This window comes from Candidatus Nitrosacidococcus tergens (assembly GCF_902810445.1).
Lineage (GTDB): Bacteria > Pseudomonadota > Gammaproteobacteria > Nitrosococcales > Nitrosococcaceae > Nitrosacidococcus > Nitrosacidococcus tergens.
In genome coordinates, this window is the sequence record NZ_LR778175.1 from 806,458 (window position 1) to 823,762 (window position 17,305).

Consider the following 17,305-nt stretch of genomic DNA (forward strand, 5'->3'; position numbering starts at 1 on the left):
GCAAAAAAATGCGGGTAGGTCATGGTTTTGATGTCCATCGCTTTGGCATTGGAAAAGATCTAATTATTGGTGGAGTAAAAATTCCTTTTGAACAGGGTATCATTGCCCATTCAGATGGAGATGTAGTGATTCATGCCCTATGTGATGCTTTACTAGGCGCTGCTGCCTTAGGGGATATTGGTCAGCACTTTCCAGATACAGATCCTGCCTTTGAAAATGCAGATAGTCAGAAATTACTTCAACATGTGATGGATTTAGTACGTCAGCAGAACTTAACTCTAAGTAATGGGGATATTACCATTGTTGCCCAAAAACCAAAGCTTGCTGCCCATATTCCAAGTATGAAAGAAACATTAGCTCCTAGCCTCGGCATTGCTATTAATCGATTAAATATTAAAGCTACGACTACAGAAAAGATGGGTTATATTGGTAGAGTTGAGGGTATTGCTGCCCATGCAGTCGTTTTATTGGAAGAGTAAAGGTATTTAATTAAAAAAGGTGAACAATAGCTCGTTTACTGCTTGAGGGCAGTCCACCTGAATCCAATGGCTACAGGAATCTAAATATATTACTTCATACCTGGTATTCATTACTTTATCCAATTTTTTATTAAGGCCAGTAGTTAAAGCTTTATCGTTTTTGCCCCAAATAATTCTTGTGGGAACCTCTACTTTTTTATTACGTAAATCCCTATTGACTCCATAGCGAAACCCAGCACGATAATAGTTTAGAGAAGCGGTTAATGAATCTCTTTCCTTAAAAGCATTAACATAGAGGTTAATATCCCTACCATTAATATGCTCTTTATTAAAGAGCCAGCCTTGCATATTAGATTGAAAAAATTTTTTTAGAGTCTTACTCAGAATTAGCTCTGGAATCATTGGGATCTGAAAGGCAATCATATACCAACTTTTTATCAGCTGACGGGGGTTCGCAAGGAGATTTTTCATCATTAATTTAGGGTGAGGGCAATTGAGAATAACTAACTTTTCAGTTAGCTTTGGAAAGCAAGTAGCAAAATGCCAAGCAACTACTCCCCCCCAATCGTGACCTACAATAAAAGCTTGATGAAACCCAAGTTGTTTTATAAGTTCATAGATGTCTTGTATAACATATTTAGTTTGGTAACATGCTACTCTACTAGGCTTATCTGAAAGATTAAACCCTCTTAAGTCTGGGGCTATAACAGTAAATTTTTTAGCTAGTTCTGGTAATTGATACCGCCAGCTGTACCAGAATTCAGGCCATCCATGCAATAATACTACTAATTTCTTGCCATGCCCTTGGCGAACATAGTGTATGTTAATACCATTTACTTTTATAAATTGATGTTTTAACCTCATAAAAGCATATCTATTTCAATTAAAAATATTTTTGAATTCGTTTGTTTTATCTAAAATTTAGACTAAAGAAGTGCTCTATATTTTAATTTATTACTATAAATTTCTATTTTTTTGAAATATTTACCTATTTTTTTAAGCCTGCAGGGAAAAAAATGCTTAGTAGTAGGGGGCGGGGCAGTAGCTACTCGAAAAGTAGAATTGCTTTATCAGGCAGGAGCAATAGTTACGATTGTTGCTTTAGAAATATGCGAGCAATTACAAATACTTATCCAACAAGTAGGATCTATCCAAATACAGCAAAAACCATTTCAAAAAACTGATATTCAAAAGGACTATCATGTAGTTATTGCCGCTACTTGTAATCAGGAACTTAATAAGCAAATTAGCCAGTTAGCACAAGCACGTCATATATTGGTAAATGTAGTGGATAGTCCTCAACTTTGTACTTTTATTTTTCCTGCGATTGTAGATCGATCGCCTTTAATAATAGCTCTATCTACCGGGGGAGGATCTCCAATCCTTGCTCGGTTATTACGTGCTAAGCTGGAATCTTTAATTCCCCATAGTTATAGTCGCCTTGCTGATTTTGCAGCTTATTATCGCAGCAAGGTAAAACGCTATATTACAGATCCTAAAGCACGAAGAGTATTTTGGGAAAAAATACTCCAAGGAAGCATTGGAGAAAAAGTATTAGCTGGTCAAGAACAGGAAGCGAGTAATGCACTAGATCAAGCATTAATTACTCATCAAGATCTTTGCCAAGGAGAGGTATATTTAGTAGGGGCAGGACCCGGTGATCCAGATTTACTTACTTTTCGTGCTTTGCGGTTAATGCAACAAGCCGATATTGTACTCTATGATCGCTTAGTTAGCCCAGAAATTTTGGGCTTAGTTAGGCGGGAAGCTGAGCGAATTTACGTGGGAAAAAAAAGAAACTGGCATAGCTTGCGACAAGAGGAAATTAATGGTCTATTAGTAACCTACGCAAAGGAGGGAAAGCGGGTATTGCGGTTAAAGGGTGGCGATCCCTTTATTTTTGGCAGAGGCGGAGAGGAAATCGCTCATTTAGTGATTGAACAGATTCCTTTTCAAGTTGTTCCTGGTATTAGTGCAGCTTCAGGTTGTGCTTGCTATGGTGGAATTCCTCTAACCCATCGGAATTATGCCCATAGCTGTATTTTTATTACTGGTCAACTAAAAGATGGTCAACTAGATTTAAATTGGCAAGCACTCGTACAGCCTCAACAAACCATTGTGGTGTACATGGGATTAGCAGGATTTCCTTTATTATGCCAAAAGCTAATAGGTCATGGAATGACAGGTGCTATGCCAGTTGCACTCATTCAACAGGGTACTACAACAAATCAAAAGGTGTTTACAGGTACTTTAGCTACCTTGCCTAGTCTTATTGCCAAGAAAGAGATTCAGGCACCTACCTTAATTATTATTGGTGAAGTGGTCAAACTTCATGATCAGTTTGCGTGGTTTAATCCATCGAACCTAGCCTAGGTATATTGAAACCGCATGGATAAATCTATGGCCTTAATATCTTTAGTTAAAGCACCAATAGAGATATAATCCACGCCAGTTTCTGCAACTTGGCGAACATTGCCTAAATTAATACCGCCAGAGGCTTCTAGCTTTGCTCTTTTCTGATTTAGCTCAACTGCTTTAATAAGATCTGAAATTTGAAAATCATCAAGTAAAATAATATCTGCTACTGCATCTAATGCTTCTTGAAATTCAATAAGATTTTCTACTTCCGTTTCTATTGGTAGATTCTTAGGGTTATTTCTTTTTGCTTGTTGAATAGCTTGGGTAATAGAACCTGCCGCTAAAATATGATTTTCTTTAATTAAAATCCCATCGTACAATCCATAGCGATGATTATGGCAACCACCACAACGTACCGCATATTTTTGGGCATTACGTAGCCCCGGAATCGTTTTACGGGTATCTAAAATCTTAGTAGGTAATCCTAAAATTGCGGTGGCATAGGCATGAGCAATCGTTGCAGTACTTGATAGGGTTTGTAAAAAATTTAAGCCAGTCCGTTCTCCTGTTAAGATAGGAACAGCAGATCCAAAAAGGGTGCAGATAATTTGATTAGCTGTAATAGAATCACCATCCTGTAACATCCAATTAATCATAATGTTAGAATCTAGCTGGCGAAAAGCCTCTGAAAACCAAGGAATGCCACAAAGAATTCCAGGTTCCCGACTAATTACAGTTGCTTTTACTGTAGCAGTATTTTTAATTAAGGAAGTGGTGATATCGCCACTGCCTATATCCTCAGCTAAGGCTTGGCGAACTTCTGCTTCAATATTATGGTTCTGATGATGATTATTCATAGATATTTAGAAAATGATCACGCCCTTAATCCCCTTAAATAATTTTTCCATAGATTCCCAAGGTTGGCTTACCCATACTCGCCATCTTATTTCCCCCAATTATGATGAAAGACCTGTTGATACTGTAATAGATTGGCTAGTGATTCATTGTATTAGTTTACCACCGGGGGAATATGGTGGCCCTTGGATTGATAGATTATTTACTAATACCCTTGATCCTAATGTCCATCCTTATTTTCGGGAAATTTATCATTTAAAAGTATCGACCCACGTATTGATTACTCGCCAAGGTATCATTACCCAATATGTATCCTTTCATAAAAGAGCATGGCATGCAGGAGTGTCTTCTCTCCAAGGTCGAAATCGATGTAATGATTTTACCATTGGCATAGAGCTTGAAGGTACAGATACCACTACTTATGAATTAATCCAGTATCAAGTCCTTGCTCAGCTAATTCAAGTACTAATAGCCGCCTATCCTAGTTTATCTACTGAGCGGATTGTAGGTCATGAACATATTGCTCCAGGACGTAAAACCGATCCAGGCGTGGGTTTTGATTGGAATTATTTAAAAAAATTACTTACTATCTACTAAGTAAAATTTTCCTATCGTTTATATAGGGTAATAAAAAAATCAGCCCAGTAAGATTAAAAGCCATCCCCAGTAAAAATCCTACACCATGTTTTTGGAGATCAATATAACCGTCGCCAAACACTGATGAAAACACGGAATAAAACATAACAAAACTTCCTAAACTGTTCATGGATATCAATAGTGTTAGATAGGAATTTTGAGCAGTCGATTTTACTAAAAGTACACAAACAGTCAAGCTCGCTATCATTAAAAATAAAGTAAATAAAGATAATAATTGCTTGGGAACAGCTTGAGAAAATACATAAGAAAAGGAAGAAGTTTTTAATAATCCGTACTTATTAGTATATTGAAAGTTATGATCTTTAAATTCTAGATGCCCTAAATAAGTAGGATAATAAGGATATGTTCCAGCGATACCTTTACTCATTGGAATAAAAAATATTTTAGGATCCGTGATAAATAAACCAATAATCTGAAATCGATTAAGATATTCAACCTCTGAGCATGGGTGATGAGATGGATCTTCTATTCCATACCAACTGACCCCTACTCCTTCTAAACAAGATTGAGGTAACCCAAGCTTTGCTAATACTTGTTTTTTATTGGTAGCAGCAGCTAATACGGTTTGGAGAAAAGTGTCGGTTTTATTAACTAAATTGATACTTTTCATATTCTCTGAATTCGGCTGATTTAACTGGTTGTACGCTAAGGGAAGTATCAAAGAAAGTAATAATATTCCTATACAACTTTTTTTGTATCCTTTCAGAAATAAAGTAACATTGCCTATTAACCCTAGAATCACTGCTAAAGGCATATATTGTTGCTTACTTAAACCAAGCCATATCAGAGAGCCTAGAGTAAGGAGAATTAGGGATAGACTTATCTCTTTTTTCTTTACCGAAATAAGATAAATTATGCTGAATAAGGCAAAAAATAGCCCTAAAATTACCGAAAAATCAGTATACAATGTATTAATATAAAGTAAGTTACTGAGATCGCTAAAGACCAAGAAAAAAAGCCAAGCAATAATAAGCCTATTTATTCCATCTTTAATGATAAAAAGTAAACTACTAAGTAGAATCAATAAAAAAGTAACTTTATAAAAAGAGACTTCCCTAAAATCAATCCTATCTCCTATAGTATGAAAAATAGTAGTTATCCAAGGAAATACATTATCAATAGATTTTAGGCAAGTTTGTTTTCTTTGATCTCCATCAAAAATAAGGGTATTGACTGAGTACAGTCGATTAGATTCAGTTTTAAACTTATCTGGATAGAACTGCCAAATTCCAATGCAACTAGATTGCCTTGTAAAGTCATAATTATTAGCATAACCCATAAAAGGGTGAGTAAAAATGACTAAAGCTATCTTAAGAAAAGTTACCGTAATCAGTAGATAGGTAAGGATTGGAATGTGACGTCTCTTAGCAAAGAGTATGAGCGATTTCAATACAATAGAAGCTTATTTAAATGGGCGGTAAAAAGGAAAATGGGCGAGAGCAAGCATGGGTTTATCGCCAGGGGTGTCCCCATAGGCATAGATCTCTGAATAATTATCTACGTCATAGGCTGCTTTGATTCTTCGTACTTTTTCCTCTCCATAGCAATTCTCGCCTACATATTTACCCGTAATGAGCCCATTGACTGTTTCTAATTGGGTGGCAATTAAATCCATGTCCAGACTTTTAGTCCAACCTTGTAACCACAGGTCAATAGAAGCACTGACAATCACTACTTTATGGTTTTGCTGTTGATGCCAATGTATTTTTTCTAATCCAGTGGGTTTTAATATTTGGGGGATTCTTTGCTCAGCGTACTGCTGCCCTTTTTCTATTAATTCACTTTCAGGCATACCACCAAAAAAATAAGTCAGGGCTTTTCCTTTCGCAAGGCTGTTATTCTGTAGTTTTAAACCATAGGCAAGTAAGGTGGGAGAAAGTACTATCCCTCCTAATAGAACTTGAGACCAACTTTTTGAAAATAAAATAAAATCAGCAATACTATCCCGATAGGTAAGAGTCCCATCAAAGTCAAAAAACGCAATACCCTTATGCATATAAAGTGCTTAACTATAATTTTGTTCTATGAAAGATAAAATTGGGTAAATGAATAATAATCAGCATGATCCAGCGCCAAATAGGTTTTACATAAATGACTGATTTTTTCTTAATTAGCCCATCAAAAATAGCGTCTGCTACTTCTTCTGGCTGAGCAGTAAGCCGATCAGGTAAATTTAAACCAGCAGTCATTTTAGTATTTACAAACCCTGGCTTTACTGTAAGTAGGGTAACACCAGAAAAGCTTAGCCGATGACTTAGTCCTGCTAAATAGGCAGTTAATCCAGCTTTAGTAGAACCATAAATATAGTTACTTTGTCGTCCTCGATCTCCTGCCACTGAGCTAATTGCTGCAATAAATCCTGCTTTGCGTTGGGTAAAATCTTGAGCAATTATTTCCAGAATGCTTATTGCACCTGCATAGTTAGTATCAATCATTGCTTTTGCTTGATTAAAATCCTGCTGTGCCGATTGTTGATCAGTCATTAAGCCGGCTGCAAAAATAACCCCTATCGGTTTTGTGGGTAAGCTTTCATAAAAGCTTTGATGGCTGGCAAAATCTACGGCATCAAAAGTCAATGTTCGGGTAGTCACTTTAAAGCGTACTTGAATATCAGTAGCTATTTTTTCACACACCGCTGTATTACGAGAGGCTAAATATAAGTTATATTTTTCTTTTCCATAGCGTCTAGCACAAGCAATCGCTATATCGCTACTTGCGCCTAAAATTAATATCCATTGTCCTTGATTCATAATGCAAGTCTTTTTGAGAGTAAGGATTGAAAGTGTAAATTTAGTTCTAATTCTTGTCGTAACTTACGAAAACGCGCTACATTTGGATAGCTTTGTTCAAATTGAGTTTTGGTCAACAGTGCATCTTTAGCCAAATAAACTCGCCCTCCTAATGCTACTACTTGATCAGTGATTTCTTGAATTAGTCTCACCGTAATTGGATGAGCTTTGAAATCTAAAGCAAGACTATAACCTTCCATAGGAAAAGAAAGCCAGTTATTATTTTCTTTTCCGTATAATTTAAGCACCGCTAAAAAGCTACCTAAACTTTTAAGTTGTTGTAAAATGGTGGTCAATCCATCAAAACTCACCGTTTTAGGCAAAATAAACTGAAATTGAACAAACCCTTTTTTACCATAAATTCGATTCCATTGGGAAATCACATCTAAAGGATAGAAAAAAGTGTCTATGTGGGGTTTTTGCTGGGAAATCCCTTGGGGGGCTTTACCGTAATAAAGAGCATTAAACGCCTTAACACTCCATTGATTTAAGGTAAATGTAGGGAAATTAAAGGGAATAGTAAGCTTAGTTTTTGAGGGCTGGTAAGCTAAATCTCCATCCGTTGCAAAATCACCCACCATAATCAGGGATTGACCTAATTTTTCTCCTTGAGCGAGACAATCAATCCAGGCCACAGAATAAGGGGCACTTTGATGAGCTTCAAACGCTTCAAAAGTTTCTGCAAGATTACTGGTTTTAATGGTAGTTTGATTAATCCATTGAGAAGATACGGGCTTTAAATAAAAAGAGGCTTGAGTAATAATTCCAGTTAAGCCCATCCCACCACAGGTTGCATGAAACAAATCCGTATTTTCTGTAGGCGAGCAAATAAAGTACTGATGGTTAGGAAGCAGCAGTACAAAAGATTTTAAGTATTGGCTAAAGCAACCCTGAGTATGGTGATTTTTGCCATGAACATCAGAGGCAATGGCACCACCCACCGTAATATACTTCGTTCCTGGCGTTACAGGTAAAAACCAGCCACGAGGTAGAAAAGCTTCAATAATTTCTGAAAATAAAACGCCAGTTTCACAAGTGAGTAACCCACTTTGCTCATCAAAAGAGAGCATATGGTTTTGCCGATTCTGGGGCAGGTAAGCTTTAGCTAAAGCCGCATCTCCATAGCTACGAAAATTTCCTGTAGTTACAAAAGGATTTTTCCAGATTTGGTAGCTATGTGATAATGGTTCTGCATCAATAACTGGGTAACGCCCCCATCCTGATATTTTCATAACGCAATTTTAAACAAATACAAACTTACGATCTAATAAATACTTCACCATATAACCTACAGCAAGACCAATGGCACCACCTATATATTGAGCTCCTTCAAAGGAGAAGAAGTAGAAAAATTCCATTTCTGTACCCCAGAAAATGAAAGTCGTAAATACGCCCATCAAAGAATAAAGCCCGAATTTTTGTAAGTTATCTTTTTTACTTTTCGTTTCATAACGAAAAATCCATTTTTTATCTAAAATATACTTAGTCACTAGGCCTGCTAAGGTTCCTACTATCAGTGCCATATATAAAACCCATTTACCTTCAAAAAAATGAAAGATAGGCCACTGAAATAAAAGATTAATGCCTGTAGCAATAAATGCAAAAAGAGTATATAGAATTATAAACATTGGATAAAGTGATGACCACTAGAATTAGTGATTTGGCAAGGTGGATTGGATTTATACGCCAAAAATTGTTTAAACCTTGTATCGTCTAATATAGCAATATAGCCATGATGAATAATATTTTCATAACTTTGTTCATCTAGGAAATATTTAGGATGATAAATAAGTTGATACTCAATCTCGTGATTATCCTTCAACAACAAATGCAATTTATGCTGATCTGTAGCCTTGAAAGAGGTTTGGTATTTATCAAAATGTCTATCCCGATAAAGTACTACTCTAGCCATAGCTCGCCTTACGAAATTCTCCTCTGTATAGAAATAATCTGCAAATAGGTAGAGATTAATTACTGAGCGGTTTTGGGCAAGGATTTTAGAGAACCATGCTCGAGTATCTTTAAATAAACTAGAATCGTAGTAACCAAGTTCAGTATAAATATAAGGATTGTATTTTTTAAATATAAAATCCTTAAAGCTATTTGCTTCTACAACCAGTGCTTGGAATCCAAGAGCAATAAACCCAGCAATGAATATTTTTTTAATTACCCTTGGACGTGTTAAATGCAATACAAAACCAATTATCCAAAAAAGGAAAATTATTAAAAATGGGTAGATAGGTGCAAAAAACCTTGTATCTAGTGGATCAAAATAAGATACCGTTGCACTATAAATTGTTAGCCCAACATAAATACACATGGAAAATACCGGAATACATATGGGAATATATTGCTTGAGATCGCTAAATTGTTTTTTTATCAGCATGCTATATAAAAAAAGAAAAATAGCAAACAAGCATAAAAATAAAATCGCTTGGTTATCACCTGTAATAGTATTTATAAATCTTTCAATATTTATTGAAGCACCCCAAGGGGATGGAGTTCTTGGCCCATGGAAAGTTTTATCTTTTAAATAATTCCTAATTACCCATAATACAGATGGGATGGTTGATACTATTACTAGTAGATAATATTTAAGTGAGCTAAAAGTAAATAATTTCTTATCAATTGCTCTGATAAAAAAAACATATAAAGCAAATAAACAAATAGCATAATAACCAAGATATCGAGTGAGTGCCGTCAGCGATACAAGTATGGAAACAAAAATTAAATTTTTAAAATGATCTGTCTTATAGTGTTTCATTAAAAAATAAACAATAGCTAGGGAGAAAGCAGTAAAAAGATTCTCACTCCATGCGTATTGATATATGTATATAAAATTAATATTAAAGATGAGTAATGCTACTGCGAAAATTCTTAGATAGACTCCGTATTCAAATTCAAAAAAGTCTAATATTTTATTTACAAAATAAATAACAAAAAATAACGAGATAGCCGCAACTAGTATTGCAGAGACCGCAGGAGAGAGGTGTAGAAATTCCATAACTGCGATCAACAACGGATATCCTGGAGGCCACTGAGTTCTCAAAGCAGAGAGATCAAAATGGTTAAATATAAATAATGAAGAATAAAGGTAATTTCCCGAATCAGGGCTAAGGGCAATTCCTTTTTTGATTAGCCAAATATACCAAAAAATTGCCGGGATTAGAGAAATTAAAAAGGTAGTATAGTCTTTTAAGTTTATTTTTTTCATTTAATGACCTGTTTTTAGCTAACACCAATATCTCCTTGAAGAAGGGAAAATAAAATGGCTACTAAGACTAATATTTGATGCCGATAGAAAAAAGAAATGAGCAATTTTCGAAATTGGCTATCAAGACCTGAAATTAAAGCAAGTGTAATAAACAAATTAGTTAAGGCTAATGCCCACCATCTAAAAAAATCAGCTCCTAGAGGGTATAAAGCAAGTGGGCTTAAGGCAGAGCTAAATAAAAGTAATTTTTTACTAACCCTATTTTTGCAAATATCTTTAAATACTAAGCTAACAATGAGCAGTAGAGTAGGTAGTAGTACAAAAAACCGCTTAAGGTGTTTTATTTTTGTTTTCTCTGTTTTTAACTGTGCTACTGTAAAATCAAAATTTTCTTTAATTTCTCGACCATGGACTACCGCTACTGAATCTTGTTGTACTTGATCTCCATAAATATTAACAAGTTTTTCATAGTGCTCAGTTAGCGTACTATGTTGTGCTAATCCATAAGTAGAGATGATATAAGTAGTAAATAATAGAGCTCCAGCTAACAAATAAAGTACTATTTTAGCCTCTTTAGAAGAATCCCAATAAAAGCCAAAAGCAAGGACTAAAGGTATATAGATAAAAAAAGTAGCTTCATGAATTAAAATTCCTATAGTCATTAACAAGTAAGTAAAGAAATAGGCAAATAGGTTACTACTTTTATAAATAATAAATATAGAAAATAGAGAGATGACTAAACTAATCCCATCAGTTCGGCCAAAATCATGATAAAAGTGCTGAATAGTGCCTGAATGAGAAAAAACAAAGAGAGAAAATAATAAAAAACCAGTAGCTTGCCAATCCCTTTTGAAGGGTAGAATAAACATTACTGACAAAGCAATACAAACCCCTAAGAAAATCCCGTAGGCTAGTATATTGGCTACTTCATAGCTCATTTGAAAGCCTAACTGGCGGACGATTTCACCTAATAATCCTCGTTTTAAAAATTCATCTTGATAATCAAATAAAAATTGAGTGTAATTCCAGTTATTTATGTAGGCTAAACCAGTATGACCATGACTATGAAGAAGATGAGCAAGCAAGGCTAGGAATATAAAAACACCTAGCCAAAGGATTTTTCTAATATCCCCTGTTTCTCTAAAAAGCATTTTTAATTGTAGAGCTCAAACTCTTTGAAAAATAGAGTCTCCCCCATATATAAGTGGCTAACTGATAATTCATTGCAAAGCCTAGCTGGTGAATAATCTCTCCAACTAATCTCCGCTTAATAAATTCATCTTGGTAGTTAAATAACAGGTGTGTATATAACCAATCTGAACAATAGGGGGTGTAAGAAAGAGCATTGGAAAAAACCTCGTTAAATAAGCTGTAGAGGGCCTAACTTAACGGAAATAGCAATTGCAATAACTACTAAAATTTGATACCGGTAAAAAAAGGAAATAAGTAAATTTCGAAAGCGATGATCGGTACCTGCAATCAAAGCAGTACTCACAATTAAGTTAGTCACTGCTAATGCCCACCATCTTGAAAAATCATACGCCAGAGGATATAGAGCAAGAGGACCTAATGCAGCAACAAACACTAATAGTTTTTTGCTATAGCCATTTCTTTTAATTTCTTCATAAATTAATAAAATATAAATTAAAAACGTAGGCCACAAGAGGATAAAAATCCTTTTGTGGGTTTTTTTTACATTGGTGCTTTTATTTTTTATAAGATCAATAACAAGGTTTATATTTTTCTTGATACCCCGATCATGAAGTATGGCTACTGTATCATGTCGCACACATATTTCGTAGGCACTATCTTCTTCTATACACGCTCCATACATATTCTTTAATTTCGTATAATGTTGTTCTAAAGTACTGTTTTTTACTAATCCGTGAGTAGAAACTATATAGGTTGTCAGCAATAAGATACTGGCTAAGATCACTAGCTGTAATACGTTTTCTTTACTACTATCCAAATAAAAACTAAAAGCAAGCACCAGCGGCACATACATAAATAAGGTAGCTTCGTGGATTAGAATAACAATTATCATTAACAAACAAATTGGAATATTAATATATGGTTTTCTAATTTTAGAAACTAAAAACAGGCATAACAGGGTTAAAATTAAATTAATACCATCAGTGCGACCAAAGTCAGAATGAAAATGTTGAATAGTACCTGGATGAAAGAATACAAAGAGAAAAAATAATAAACAACCAGTAGAGCGCCAATATCCTCTAAAGGGATAAGTAATAGCTATAATTAATGAAATACAAACCAAGAAAAAAATAGAATAAGCTAAAATGTAAAATACATCATGGCTCATTTGGAATCCTAATTGTCTCAGAATTTCCCCAACTAAGCCTCGTTTAACAAATTCATCTTGATAGTTAAATAAGTAATGGGTATATACTGCAGGAGTTGCTACTTCCTTTCTAAAGTAGAGGTAAGTGTAATATTGACAAGTTAAAAGTGCGAAAAACCCTAGTAGCCCTATTTTTATAAGATCGTTTTTTTCTTTTAAGAACCTCATTAGGCTTTTCCTAATTATACTTATATATATAAAATCCAAATAAATGCACCTATCCAACCCATTAGGGTAAATTGGATAAATAAATCTCTAAGTAATATTTTTGAAGGATTACCGCTTCTTTCCTCTACAAAGGTAATTTGCATATAGCGAAGCACACCAAGCAGCACAAAAACAGAGGTTAAATATAAATTATCTGTATGTAATCGATAGGCAACTTCAGCAGAAATAGACCATAGGATATAGGCTAAAATTACAATTGAGGCACACATGATCATGGATAAATCAAGAAATTGTAAATTGTACCCATCAATTACTTTACGGAGTTTTTGGTCTGTATTTAGGTAAATGAGGACATCATCTCGTCGCTTTGCTAGCGACAAAAAAAGAGCTAATAAAAAAGTCATCACAATGATCCAATGGGATAATACGACTTGAGTAGCCTCTGCACCTACAAAAAGGCGAATCACAAAGCCTGAAGCGATAATGACTATATCGATAATAGCAATATGTTTTAGCTTAAGACTATAAGCAAAGTTTAAAATTAAGTAAATAATTGTAATCAACAAAGTTTTTAAAGATACATACCATAAAATATATCCACCACTTAATAAAAATAAGATCAAAAAACCAAAGGCAGTAGATGTTGTGATTTGTCCTGAAGCAAGGGGGCGAGTGTATTTTTGTGGGTGACGAGCATCTTCTTGCCTATCTATCCAATCGTTAAATATATATATTGCACTGGCTATAAAGGAGAAGCCAATAAAAGCAATAGTTGCTTTTATAACAGTTTCTGTGTTAGTAATTTGGAATCCAAAAAAAGCAGGTAGAAAAATAAATAGATTTTTCGTGTATTGGTAAGGTCTGGCAAGTTTTATAAGATGGTGAATCATATTTCTATGCTGTATTTTTATACATCAATTAGGAAGGTAAAAAAATAGTGCTTTACTTTTGGGAAGAGTATAAATAGTTTATTCGCTTTTTCGAATAAAGCGAATAATTTGCCGCCGATCTTTTTTAGAAGGTCGGGTAGGAATTCCCAAATGGGATCGTTCCTCCTTAAGCTGAGCTGCAAGTGCTTGTCTTTTCGCTTGACTTTGTTCCGTCTCTTGATATAAAGAAGCAGCTTCAGGTGCAGATCGTCGCTGTTTAGAAAGACTTAGGATTTCAATTTCATATTCAAACCGCTCACGGCGAATTAAGAGATGATCCCCAATGTTTACTCTATGACTAGATTTAGCTCGCTGATGATTAAGATGTACTTTACCACCACTGACTGCTTCTGAAGCAAGGCTACGAGTTTTAAAAAATCTTGCTGCCCAAAGCCATTTATCAATACGGATTTTTTCATCTTCAGCCATACATTGAAAGTTATCTTAAACAAGTTTGTAAAAAACGGATAATTCTCTGATCTAACCAATATTCCATATTCCATAGCCTACGACTACTTACAAACCCTACATGTCCCCCTTGTTGGCTTAACTCTAATTGTACTGAATCGGAAAGATCTGTCTCGGAAGGAATAGCTGTTTGAGGCAAAAAGGGATCGTCTTTACTATGAAGGATAAGTGTAGGTGTTTTTATTCCAGCTAAAAATTGTTTGCAGCTAGATTGTTGCCAATAATCATAAGCATCTTTAAATCCGTGAAGCGGAGCTGTCACTAAGTTATCAAACTCTTCAAATGTCTGTACTTTTCTTAAAGCCTTTAGGTTAAAGGGGCAATTTTTATTAGAAAATTTACGACGCATAGAGCGTTTAAGAGTTCTAATCAAAGCGATCTGATAAATTCTTGAAGATCTTTGAGAAAGTTGCTGTGCTGCCTGTTGAAGATCAAAAGGAATTGAAACTCCAACTGCACTTTTTAAAGAATTTTGTTTTATTTGAGTACCCAACCACTTAAGGAGTACATTTCCACCTAAGGAGTAACCAATAGCAGCAAGTGGTGTATTAGGCTCTCTTTCTTGTAGCATATTTAATACGGTTTGAAAATCTACTGTGTCTCCTGAATGATAGCCACGATTTAGGCGATTAGGCTCTCCACTGCACCCTCGAAAGTGCATTAATACGCCGCGCCATCCTTGATAAGCAATGGCTGTTAACATCCCAGAGGCATATCGGGAGCGATAGGATCCCTCTAGTCCATGAAGAATAATAACAATAGGACCTTTCCCTTGTCCACTCCAAGTGAGATCTAAAAAATCCCCATCAGGGAGCTCTAAACGCTCCCATAAAAGTAAGGTTTTTGGACGAGTACGAAACCGAGCGCCCCAAATAGTTTGTAAGTGTGGATTTGAAAGCCACCAAGGAGCTTGAAAATCACTTGAAATAATCATGCACTAAGACTTAGATTGAGGGGTTTGAGCAAGCGTACTCTCGCTCTCTAAAGTAGAGATATCTTGGGTAATTATTTCACCTCGGCTGATAGAGCGTAACAAGCGGCGCATAATTTTCCCTGATCGGGTTTTAGGGAGATTATCTACAAATTTAATTTCATCCGGTCGAGCGATGGGACCTATTTGATGAGAAACCCAAATTCTTAACTCTTGTATTAAAAGGTTTTGCTTTTCTTCATCCAAAGGTTCAATATCTTTTAAGGTAATATAAGCAAGAATAGCTTCACCTTTAATGCCATCAGGGCGACCAATAATCGCCGCTTCTGCCACTTGGGGGTGAGCGACTAGGGCAGATTCAATTTCCATAGTACCCAAACGATGACCTGCCACATTTAAAATGTCATCATCTCTGCCTAGAATCCAAAAATACCCATCTTCATCTAAATGAGCACTATCCCCAGCTAGATAGTATTTACCTTCAAATTTACGCCAGTAAATATCGTAGTAGCTTTGTTTGTCTCCCCAAATAGTACGCACCATGGAAGGCCAAGGCTGAGTAATAACTAAATGCCCCCCTTCATGGGGAGAAGTCACGGGATTTCCTTCTTCATCCACAATAGCAACACAAATGCCTGGTAAGGGTAAGGTGCAAGAACCTGGTTTTGTAGGTATAGCCCCTGGCACAGGTGCAATCATATGAACCCCTGTTTCTGTTTGCCACCAAGTATCTACAATGGGGCAGCGTTCTCGACCAATCACTTGGTGATACCATATCCAAGCTTCTGGATTAATGGGCTCTCCTACCGATCCGAGTAATCTCAATCGTGAAAGATCATAGGATTCGGGTATTTCCTTACCCATCTTCATAAAGAGTCGAATTGCGGTAGGGGCAGTATAGAAAATACTTACTTTATGATCTTGGCAAATCTTCCAGAATCTTCCTCCGTCTGGAAAAGAAGGAGCTCCCTCATAAATGACTATCGTTGCACCTGCAGCAAGGGGACCATAGGCAACATAGCTATGACCTGTAATCCAACCTACATCAGCAGTACACCAAAAAATATCTTCCTGGCGAATATCAAATACCCACTTCATGGTGGTAATCGTGCCTAATAAATAACCTGCACTGCTATGCTGAATCCCTTTAGGTTTACCCGTAGATCCAGAGGTATATAGAATAAAAAGAGGATGCTCTGCATTAACCCAAGTAGGTGTACATTTATCATGAGCATTTGCTTCAGCCTCATGCCACCAAATATCTCGCCCCTGTTCTATAGTAATACTTTGGTTTGTACACTTAAGTACAATCACCTGTTCAATAGTAGGGCACCCCTTTGCTAAGGCTATATCAGCAGTTGCTTTTAAAGGAACAATTTTGCCACCTCGATAGCCACCATCGGCAGTAATGAGTAGCTTAGCCCTAGTATTTTCAATTCTATCTTTTAAAGATTGAGCAGAAAATCCTCCGAACACTACAGAATGAATAGCACCAATTCGAGCACAAGCCTGCATAGCGATAATAGCTTCAGATATCATGGGTAGGTAAATAATTACCCGATCCCCTATACTTACTCCTTGACTTTTAAGCACATTAGCAAAGCGACAAACCCGTTGGTATAATTGACGGTAGGTTAGAGTAGTGATTTCGCCAGATTCTCTTTCAGAGATGATAGCAATCTTCTCTCCATGTGCTTCAAGATGCCGATCTATGCAGTTAAAAGAAACATTTAAAGTACCATCTATAAACCAGCCATAAAAAGGAGGATTACTCCTATCTAGAACTGTAGTGAAATCTTGATGCCAAGTAAGCTCTGTTTTAGCTTGGGTTGCCCAAAAACCTTCAAAATCCCTATTTGCAATGCTATGAATCTTGTGCAAATTATCTTTACTTGGGATATGTGCAGCTGCAGAAAATTCTGAAGAGGGGAAAAAAATACGTTTTTCGTGTAAGATGGATTCAATATTTTCTTTGTTCATAAATCCAAGTTTATTCTAAATTTAAATAAGATATTAACAGTAAAGAATCATTGTTTTTATCTTAGAAATGAATGAAGGATCTAACTATGCTATTTTAGCAAATTCCTTATTGATAATC

17 protein-coding genes are annotated in these 17,305 nt (G+C 35.7%); 3 read left to right on the forward strand and 14 right to left on the reverse strand.

Features of this window, described 5'->3' with window-relative positions; genetic code table 11:
• Nucleotides 1-8 precede the first annotated feature (8 nt).
• Nucleotides 9-479, forward strand: coding sequence for a 2-C-methyl-D-erythritol 2,4-cyclodiphosphate synthase (ispF, locus tag NSCAC_RS03915; RefSeq protein ID WP_197745104.1), 471 nt, complete (start codon nucleotides 9-11; stop codon nucleotides 477-479).
• A gap of 6 nt (nucleotides 480-485) precedes the next feature.
• Here the strand turns inward: ispF and NSCAC_RS03920 are convergent, their stop codons facing one another.
• Nucleotides 486-1,343, reverse strand: coding sequence for an alpha/beta fold hydrolase (locus NSCAC_RS03920; RefSeq protein WP_197745105.1), 858 nt, complete (start codon nucleotides 1,341-1,343; stop codon nucleotides 486-488).
• 111 nt (nucleotides 1,344-1,454) lie between these two features.
• On the opposite strand from NSCAC_RS03920, the gene cysG reads away from it, so the two are divergent.
• Nucleotides 1,455-2,852 (forward strand): siroheme synthase CysG, encoded by a 1,398-nt coding sequence (gene cysG, locus NSCAC_RS03925; RefSeq protein ID WP_197745106.1) that lies wholly within the window; start codon nucleotides 1,455-1,457, stop codon nucleotides 2,850-2,852.
• On the opposite strand, the gene nadC is transcribed toward cysG, so the two are convergent.
• Nucleotides 2,849-3,694, reverse strand: coding sequence for a carboxylating nicotinate-nucleotide diphosphorylase (gene nadC / locus NSCAC_RS03930; protein WP_197745107.1), 846 nt, complete (start codon nucleotides 3,692-3,694; stop codon nucleotides 2,849-2,851). The genes cysG and nadC overlap by 4 nt on opposite strands.
• Before the next feature lie 13 nt (nucleotides 3,695-3,707).
• Between nadC and ampD the strand changes: the two genes are divergently transcribed.
• Nucleotides 3,708-4,289, forward strand: a complete 582-nt coding sequence (gene ampD, locus NSCAC_RS03935) for a 1,6-anhydro-N-acetylmuramyl-L-alanine amidase AmpD (RefSeq protein WP_197745108.1) — start codon at nucleotides 3,708-3,710, stop codon at nucleotides 4,287-4,289.
• On the opposite strand, the gene wsfD is transcribed toward ampD, so the two are convergent.
• From wsfD to acs, 12 genes are all read right to left on the reverse strand, one after another.
• On the reverse strand, nucleotides 4,279-5,739 hold the full coding sequence (gene wsfD / locus NSCAC_RS03940) for a glycan biosynthesis hexose transferase WsfD (RefSeq protein WP_197745109.1): 1,461 nt from the start codon (nucleotides 5,737-5,739) through the stop codon (nucleotides 4,279-4,281). The two genes, ampD and wsfD, sit on opposite strands and share 11 nt — an antisense overlap.
• A gap of 12 nt (nucleotides 5,740-5,751) precedes the next feature.
• The gene (locus NSCAC_RS03945; RefSeq protein WP_197745110.1) at nucleotides 5,752-6,345 is read right to left on the reverse strand and encodes an HAD family hydrolase; all 594 of its coding nucleotides are present in this window, start codon (nucleotides 6,343-6,345) and stop codon (nucleotides 5,752-5,754) included.
• Nucleotides 6,346-6,358: 13 nt separating this feature from the next.
• Nucleotides 6,359-7,099, reverse strand: coding sequence for an SDR family oxidoreductase (locus NSCAC_RS03950; protein ID WP_197745111.1), 741 nt, complete (start codon nucleotides 7,097-7,099; stop codon nucleotides 6,359-6,361).
• Nucleotides 7,096-8,370 carry an FAD-binding protein gene (locus tag NSCAC_RS03955; protein ID WP_197745112.1) on the reverse strand — a complete coding sequence of 425 codons (1,275 nt, stop codon included), beginning with the start codon at nucleotides 8,368-8,370 and terminating at the stop codon, nucleotides 7,096-7,098. The genes NSCAC_RS03950 and NSCAC_RS03955 overlap by 4 nt, the downstream gene beginning before the upstream one ends.
• A 9-nt stretch (nucleotides 8,371-8,379) precedes the next feature.
• Nucleotides 8,380-8,766, reverse strand: a complete 387-nt coding sequence (locus NSCAC_RS03960) for a GtrA family protein (protein ID WP_197745113.1) — start codon at nucleotides 8,764-8,766, stop codon at nucleotides 8,380-8,382.
• Complete coding sequence (locus NSCAC_RS03965; RefSeq protein ID WP_197745114.1) at nucleotides 8,757-10,352, reverse strand: ArnT family glycosyltransferase; 1,596 nt, start codon at nucleotides 10,350-10,352, stop codon at nucleotides 8,757-8,759. Before NSCAC_RS03965 ends, NSCAC_RS03960 begins: the two co-directional genes overlap by 10 nt.
• Before the next feature lie 14 nt (nucleotides 10,353-10,366).
• On the reverse strand, nucleotides 10,367-11,503 hold the full coding sequence (locus NSCAC_RS03970; RefSeq protein ID WP_197745115.1) for a hypothetical protein: 1,137 nt from the start codon (nucleotides 11,501-11,503) through the stop codon (nucleotides 10,367-10,369).
• Nucleotides 11,504-11,712: 209 nt separating this feature from the next.
• Nucleotides 11,713-12,879, reverse strand: coding sequence for a hypothetical protein (locus NSCAC_RS03975; RefSeq protein WP_197745116.1), 1,167 nt, complete (start codon nucleotides 12,877-12,879; stop codon nucleotides 11,713-11,715).
• Nucleotides 12,880-12,899: 20 nt separating this feature from the next.
• Complete coding sequence (locus tag NSCAC_RS03980) at nucleotides 12,900-13,769, reverse strand: UbiA prenyltransferase family protein (protein ID WP_197745117.1); 870 nt, start codon at nucleotides 13,767-13,769, stop codon at nucleotides 12,900-12,902.
• Nucleotides 13,770-13,847: 78 nt separating this feature from the next.
• Nucleotides 13,848-14,237, reverse strand: a complete 390-nt coding sequence (locus NSCAC_RS03985) for an RNA-binding S4 domain-containing protein (protein ID WP_197745118.1) — start codon at nucleotides 14,235-14,237, stop codon at nucleotides 13,848-13,850.
• Nucleotides 14,238-14,247: 10 nt separating this feature from the next.
• Nucleotides 14,248-15,210: a hydrolase gene (locus NSCAC_RS03990; RefSeq protein ID WP_197745119.1), complete on the reverse strand. Its 963-nt coding sequence runs from the start codon at nucleotides 15,208-15,210 to the stop codon at nucleotides 14,248-14,250.
• Between the two features lie 3 nt (nucleotides 15,211-15,213).
• On the reverse strand, nucleotides 15,214-17,187 hold the full coding sequence (gene acs / locus NSCAC_RS03995; protein ID WP_197745120.1) for an acetate--CoA ligase: 1,974 nt from the start codon (nucleotides 17,185-17,187) through the stop codon (nucleotides 15,214-15,216).
• Nucleotides 17,188-17,305 lie beyond the last annotated feature (118 nt).

What these genes read in the sequence shown, in the direction of transcription:
- NSCAC_RS03955 (WP_197745112.1), bottom strand. Translation starts at nt 8,370, where the DNA reads ATGAAAATATCAGGATGGGGGCGTTACCCAGTTATTGATGCAGAACCA.
- nadC (WP_197745107.1), bottom strand. Translation starts at nt 3,694, where the DNA reads ATGAATAATCATCATCAGAACCATAATATTGAAGCAGAAGTTCGCCAA.
- ispF (WP_197745104.1), top strand. Translation starts at nt 9, where the DNA reads ATGCGGGTAGGTCATGGTTTTGATGTCCATCGCTTTGGCATTGGAAAA.
- NSCAC_RS03990 (WP_197745119.1), bottom strand. Translation starts at nt 15,210, where the DNA reads ATGATTATTTCAAGTGATTTTCAAGCTCCTTGGTGGCTTTCAAATCCA.
- NSCAC_RS03980 (WP_197745117.1), bottom strand. Translation starts at nt 13,769, where the DNA reads ATGATTCACCATCTTATAAAACTTGCCAGACCTTACCAATACACGAAA.
- NSCAC_RS03960 (WP_197745113.1), bottom strand. Translation starts at nt 8,766, where the DNA reads ATGTTTATAATTCTATATACTCTTTTTGCATTTATTGCTACAGGCATT.
- NSCAC_RS03965 (WP_197745114.1), bottom strand. Translation starts at nt 10,352, where the DNA reads ATGAAAAAAATAAACTTAAAAGACTATACTACCTTTTTAATTTCTCTA.
- acs (WP_197745120.1), bottom strand. Translation starts at nt 17,187, where the DNA reads ATGAACAAAGAAAATATTGAATCCATCTTACACGAAAAACGTATTTTT.
- NSCAC_RS03970 (WP_197745115.1), bottom strand. Translation starts at nt 11,503, where the DNA reads ATGCTTTTTAGAGAAACAGGGGATATTAGAAAAATCCTTTGGCTAGGT.
- NSCAC_RS03985 (WP_197745118.1), bottom strand. Translation starts at nt 14,237, where the DNA reads ATGGCTGAAGATGAAAAAATCCGTATTGATAAATGGCTTTGGGCAGCA.
- NSCAC_RS03945 (WP_197745110.1), bottom strand. Translation starts at nt 6,345, where the DNA reads ATGCATAAGGGTATTGCGTTTTTTGACTTTGATGGGACTCTTACCTAT.
- NSCAC_RS03920 (WP_197745105.1), bottom strand. Translation starts at nt 1,343, where the DNA reads ATGAGGTTAAAACATCAATTTATAAAAGTAAATGGTATTAACATACAC.
- NSCAC_RS03950 (WP_197745111.1), bottom strand. Translation starts at nt 7,099, where the DNA reads ATGAATCAAGGACAATGGATATTAATTTTAGGCGCAAGTAGCGATATA.
- ampD (WP_197745108.1), top strand. Translation starts at nt 3,708, where the DNA reads ATGATCACGCCCTTAATCCCCTTAAATAATTTTTCCATAGATTCCCAA.
- NSCAC_RS03975 (WP_197745116.1), bottom strand. Translation starts at nt 12,879, where the DNA reads ATGAGGTTCTTAAAAGAAAAAAACGATCTTATAAAAATAGGGCTACTA.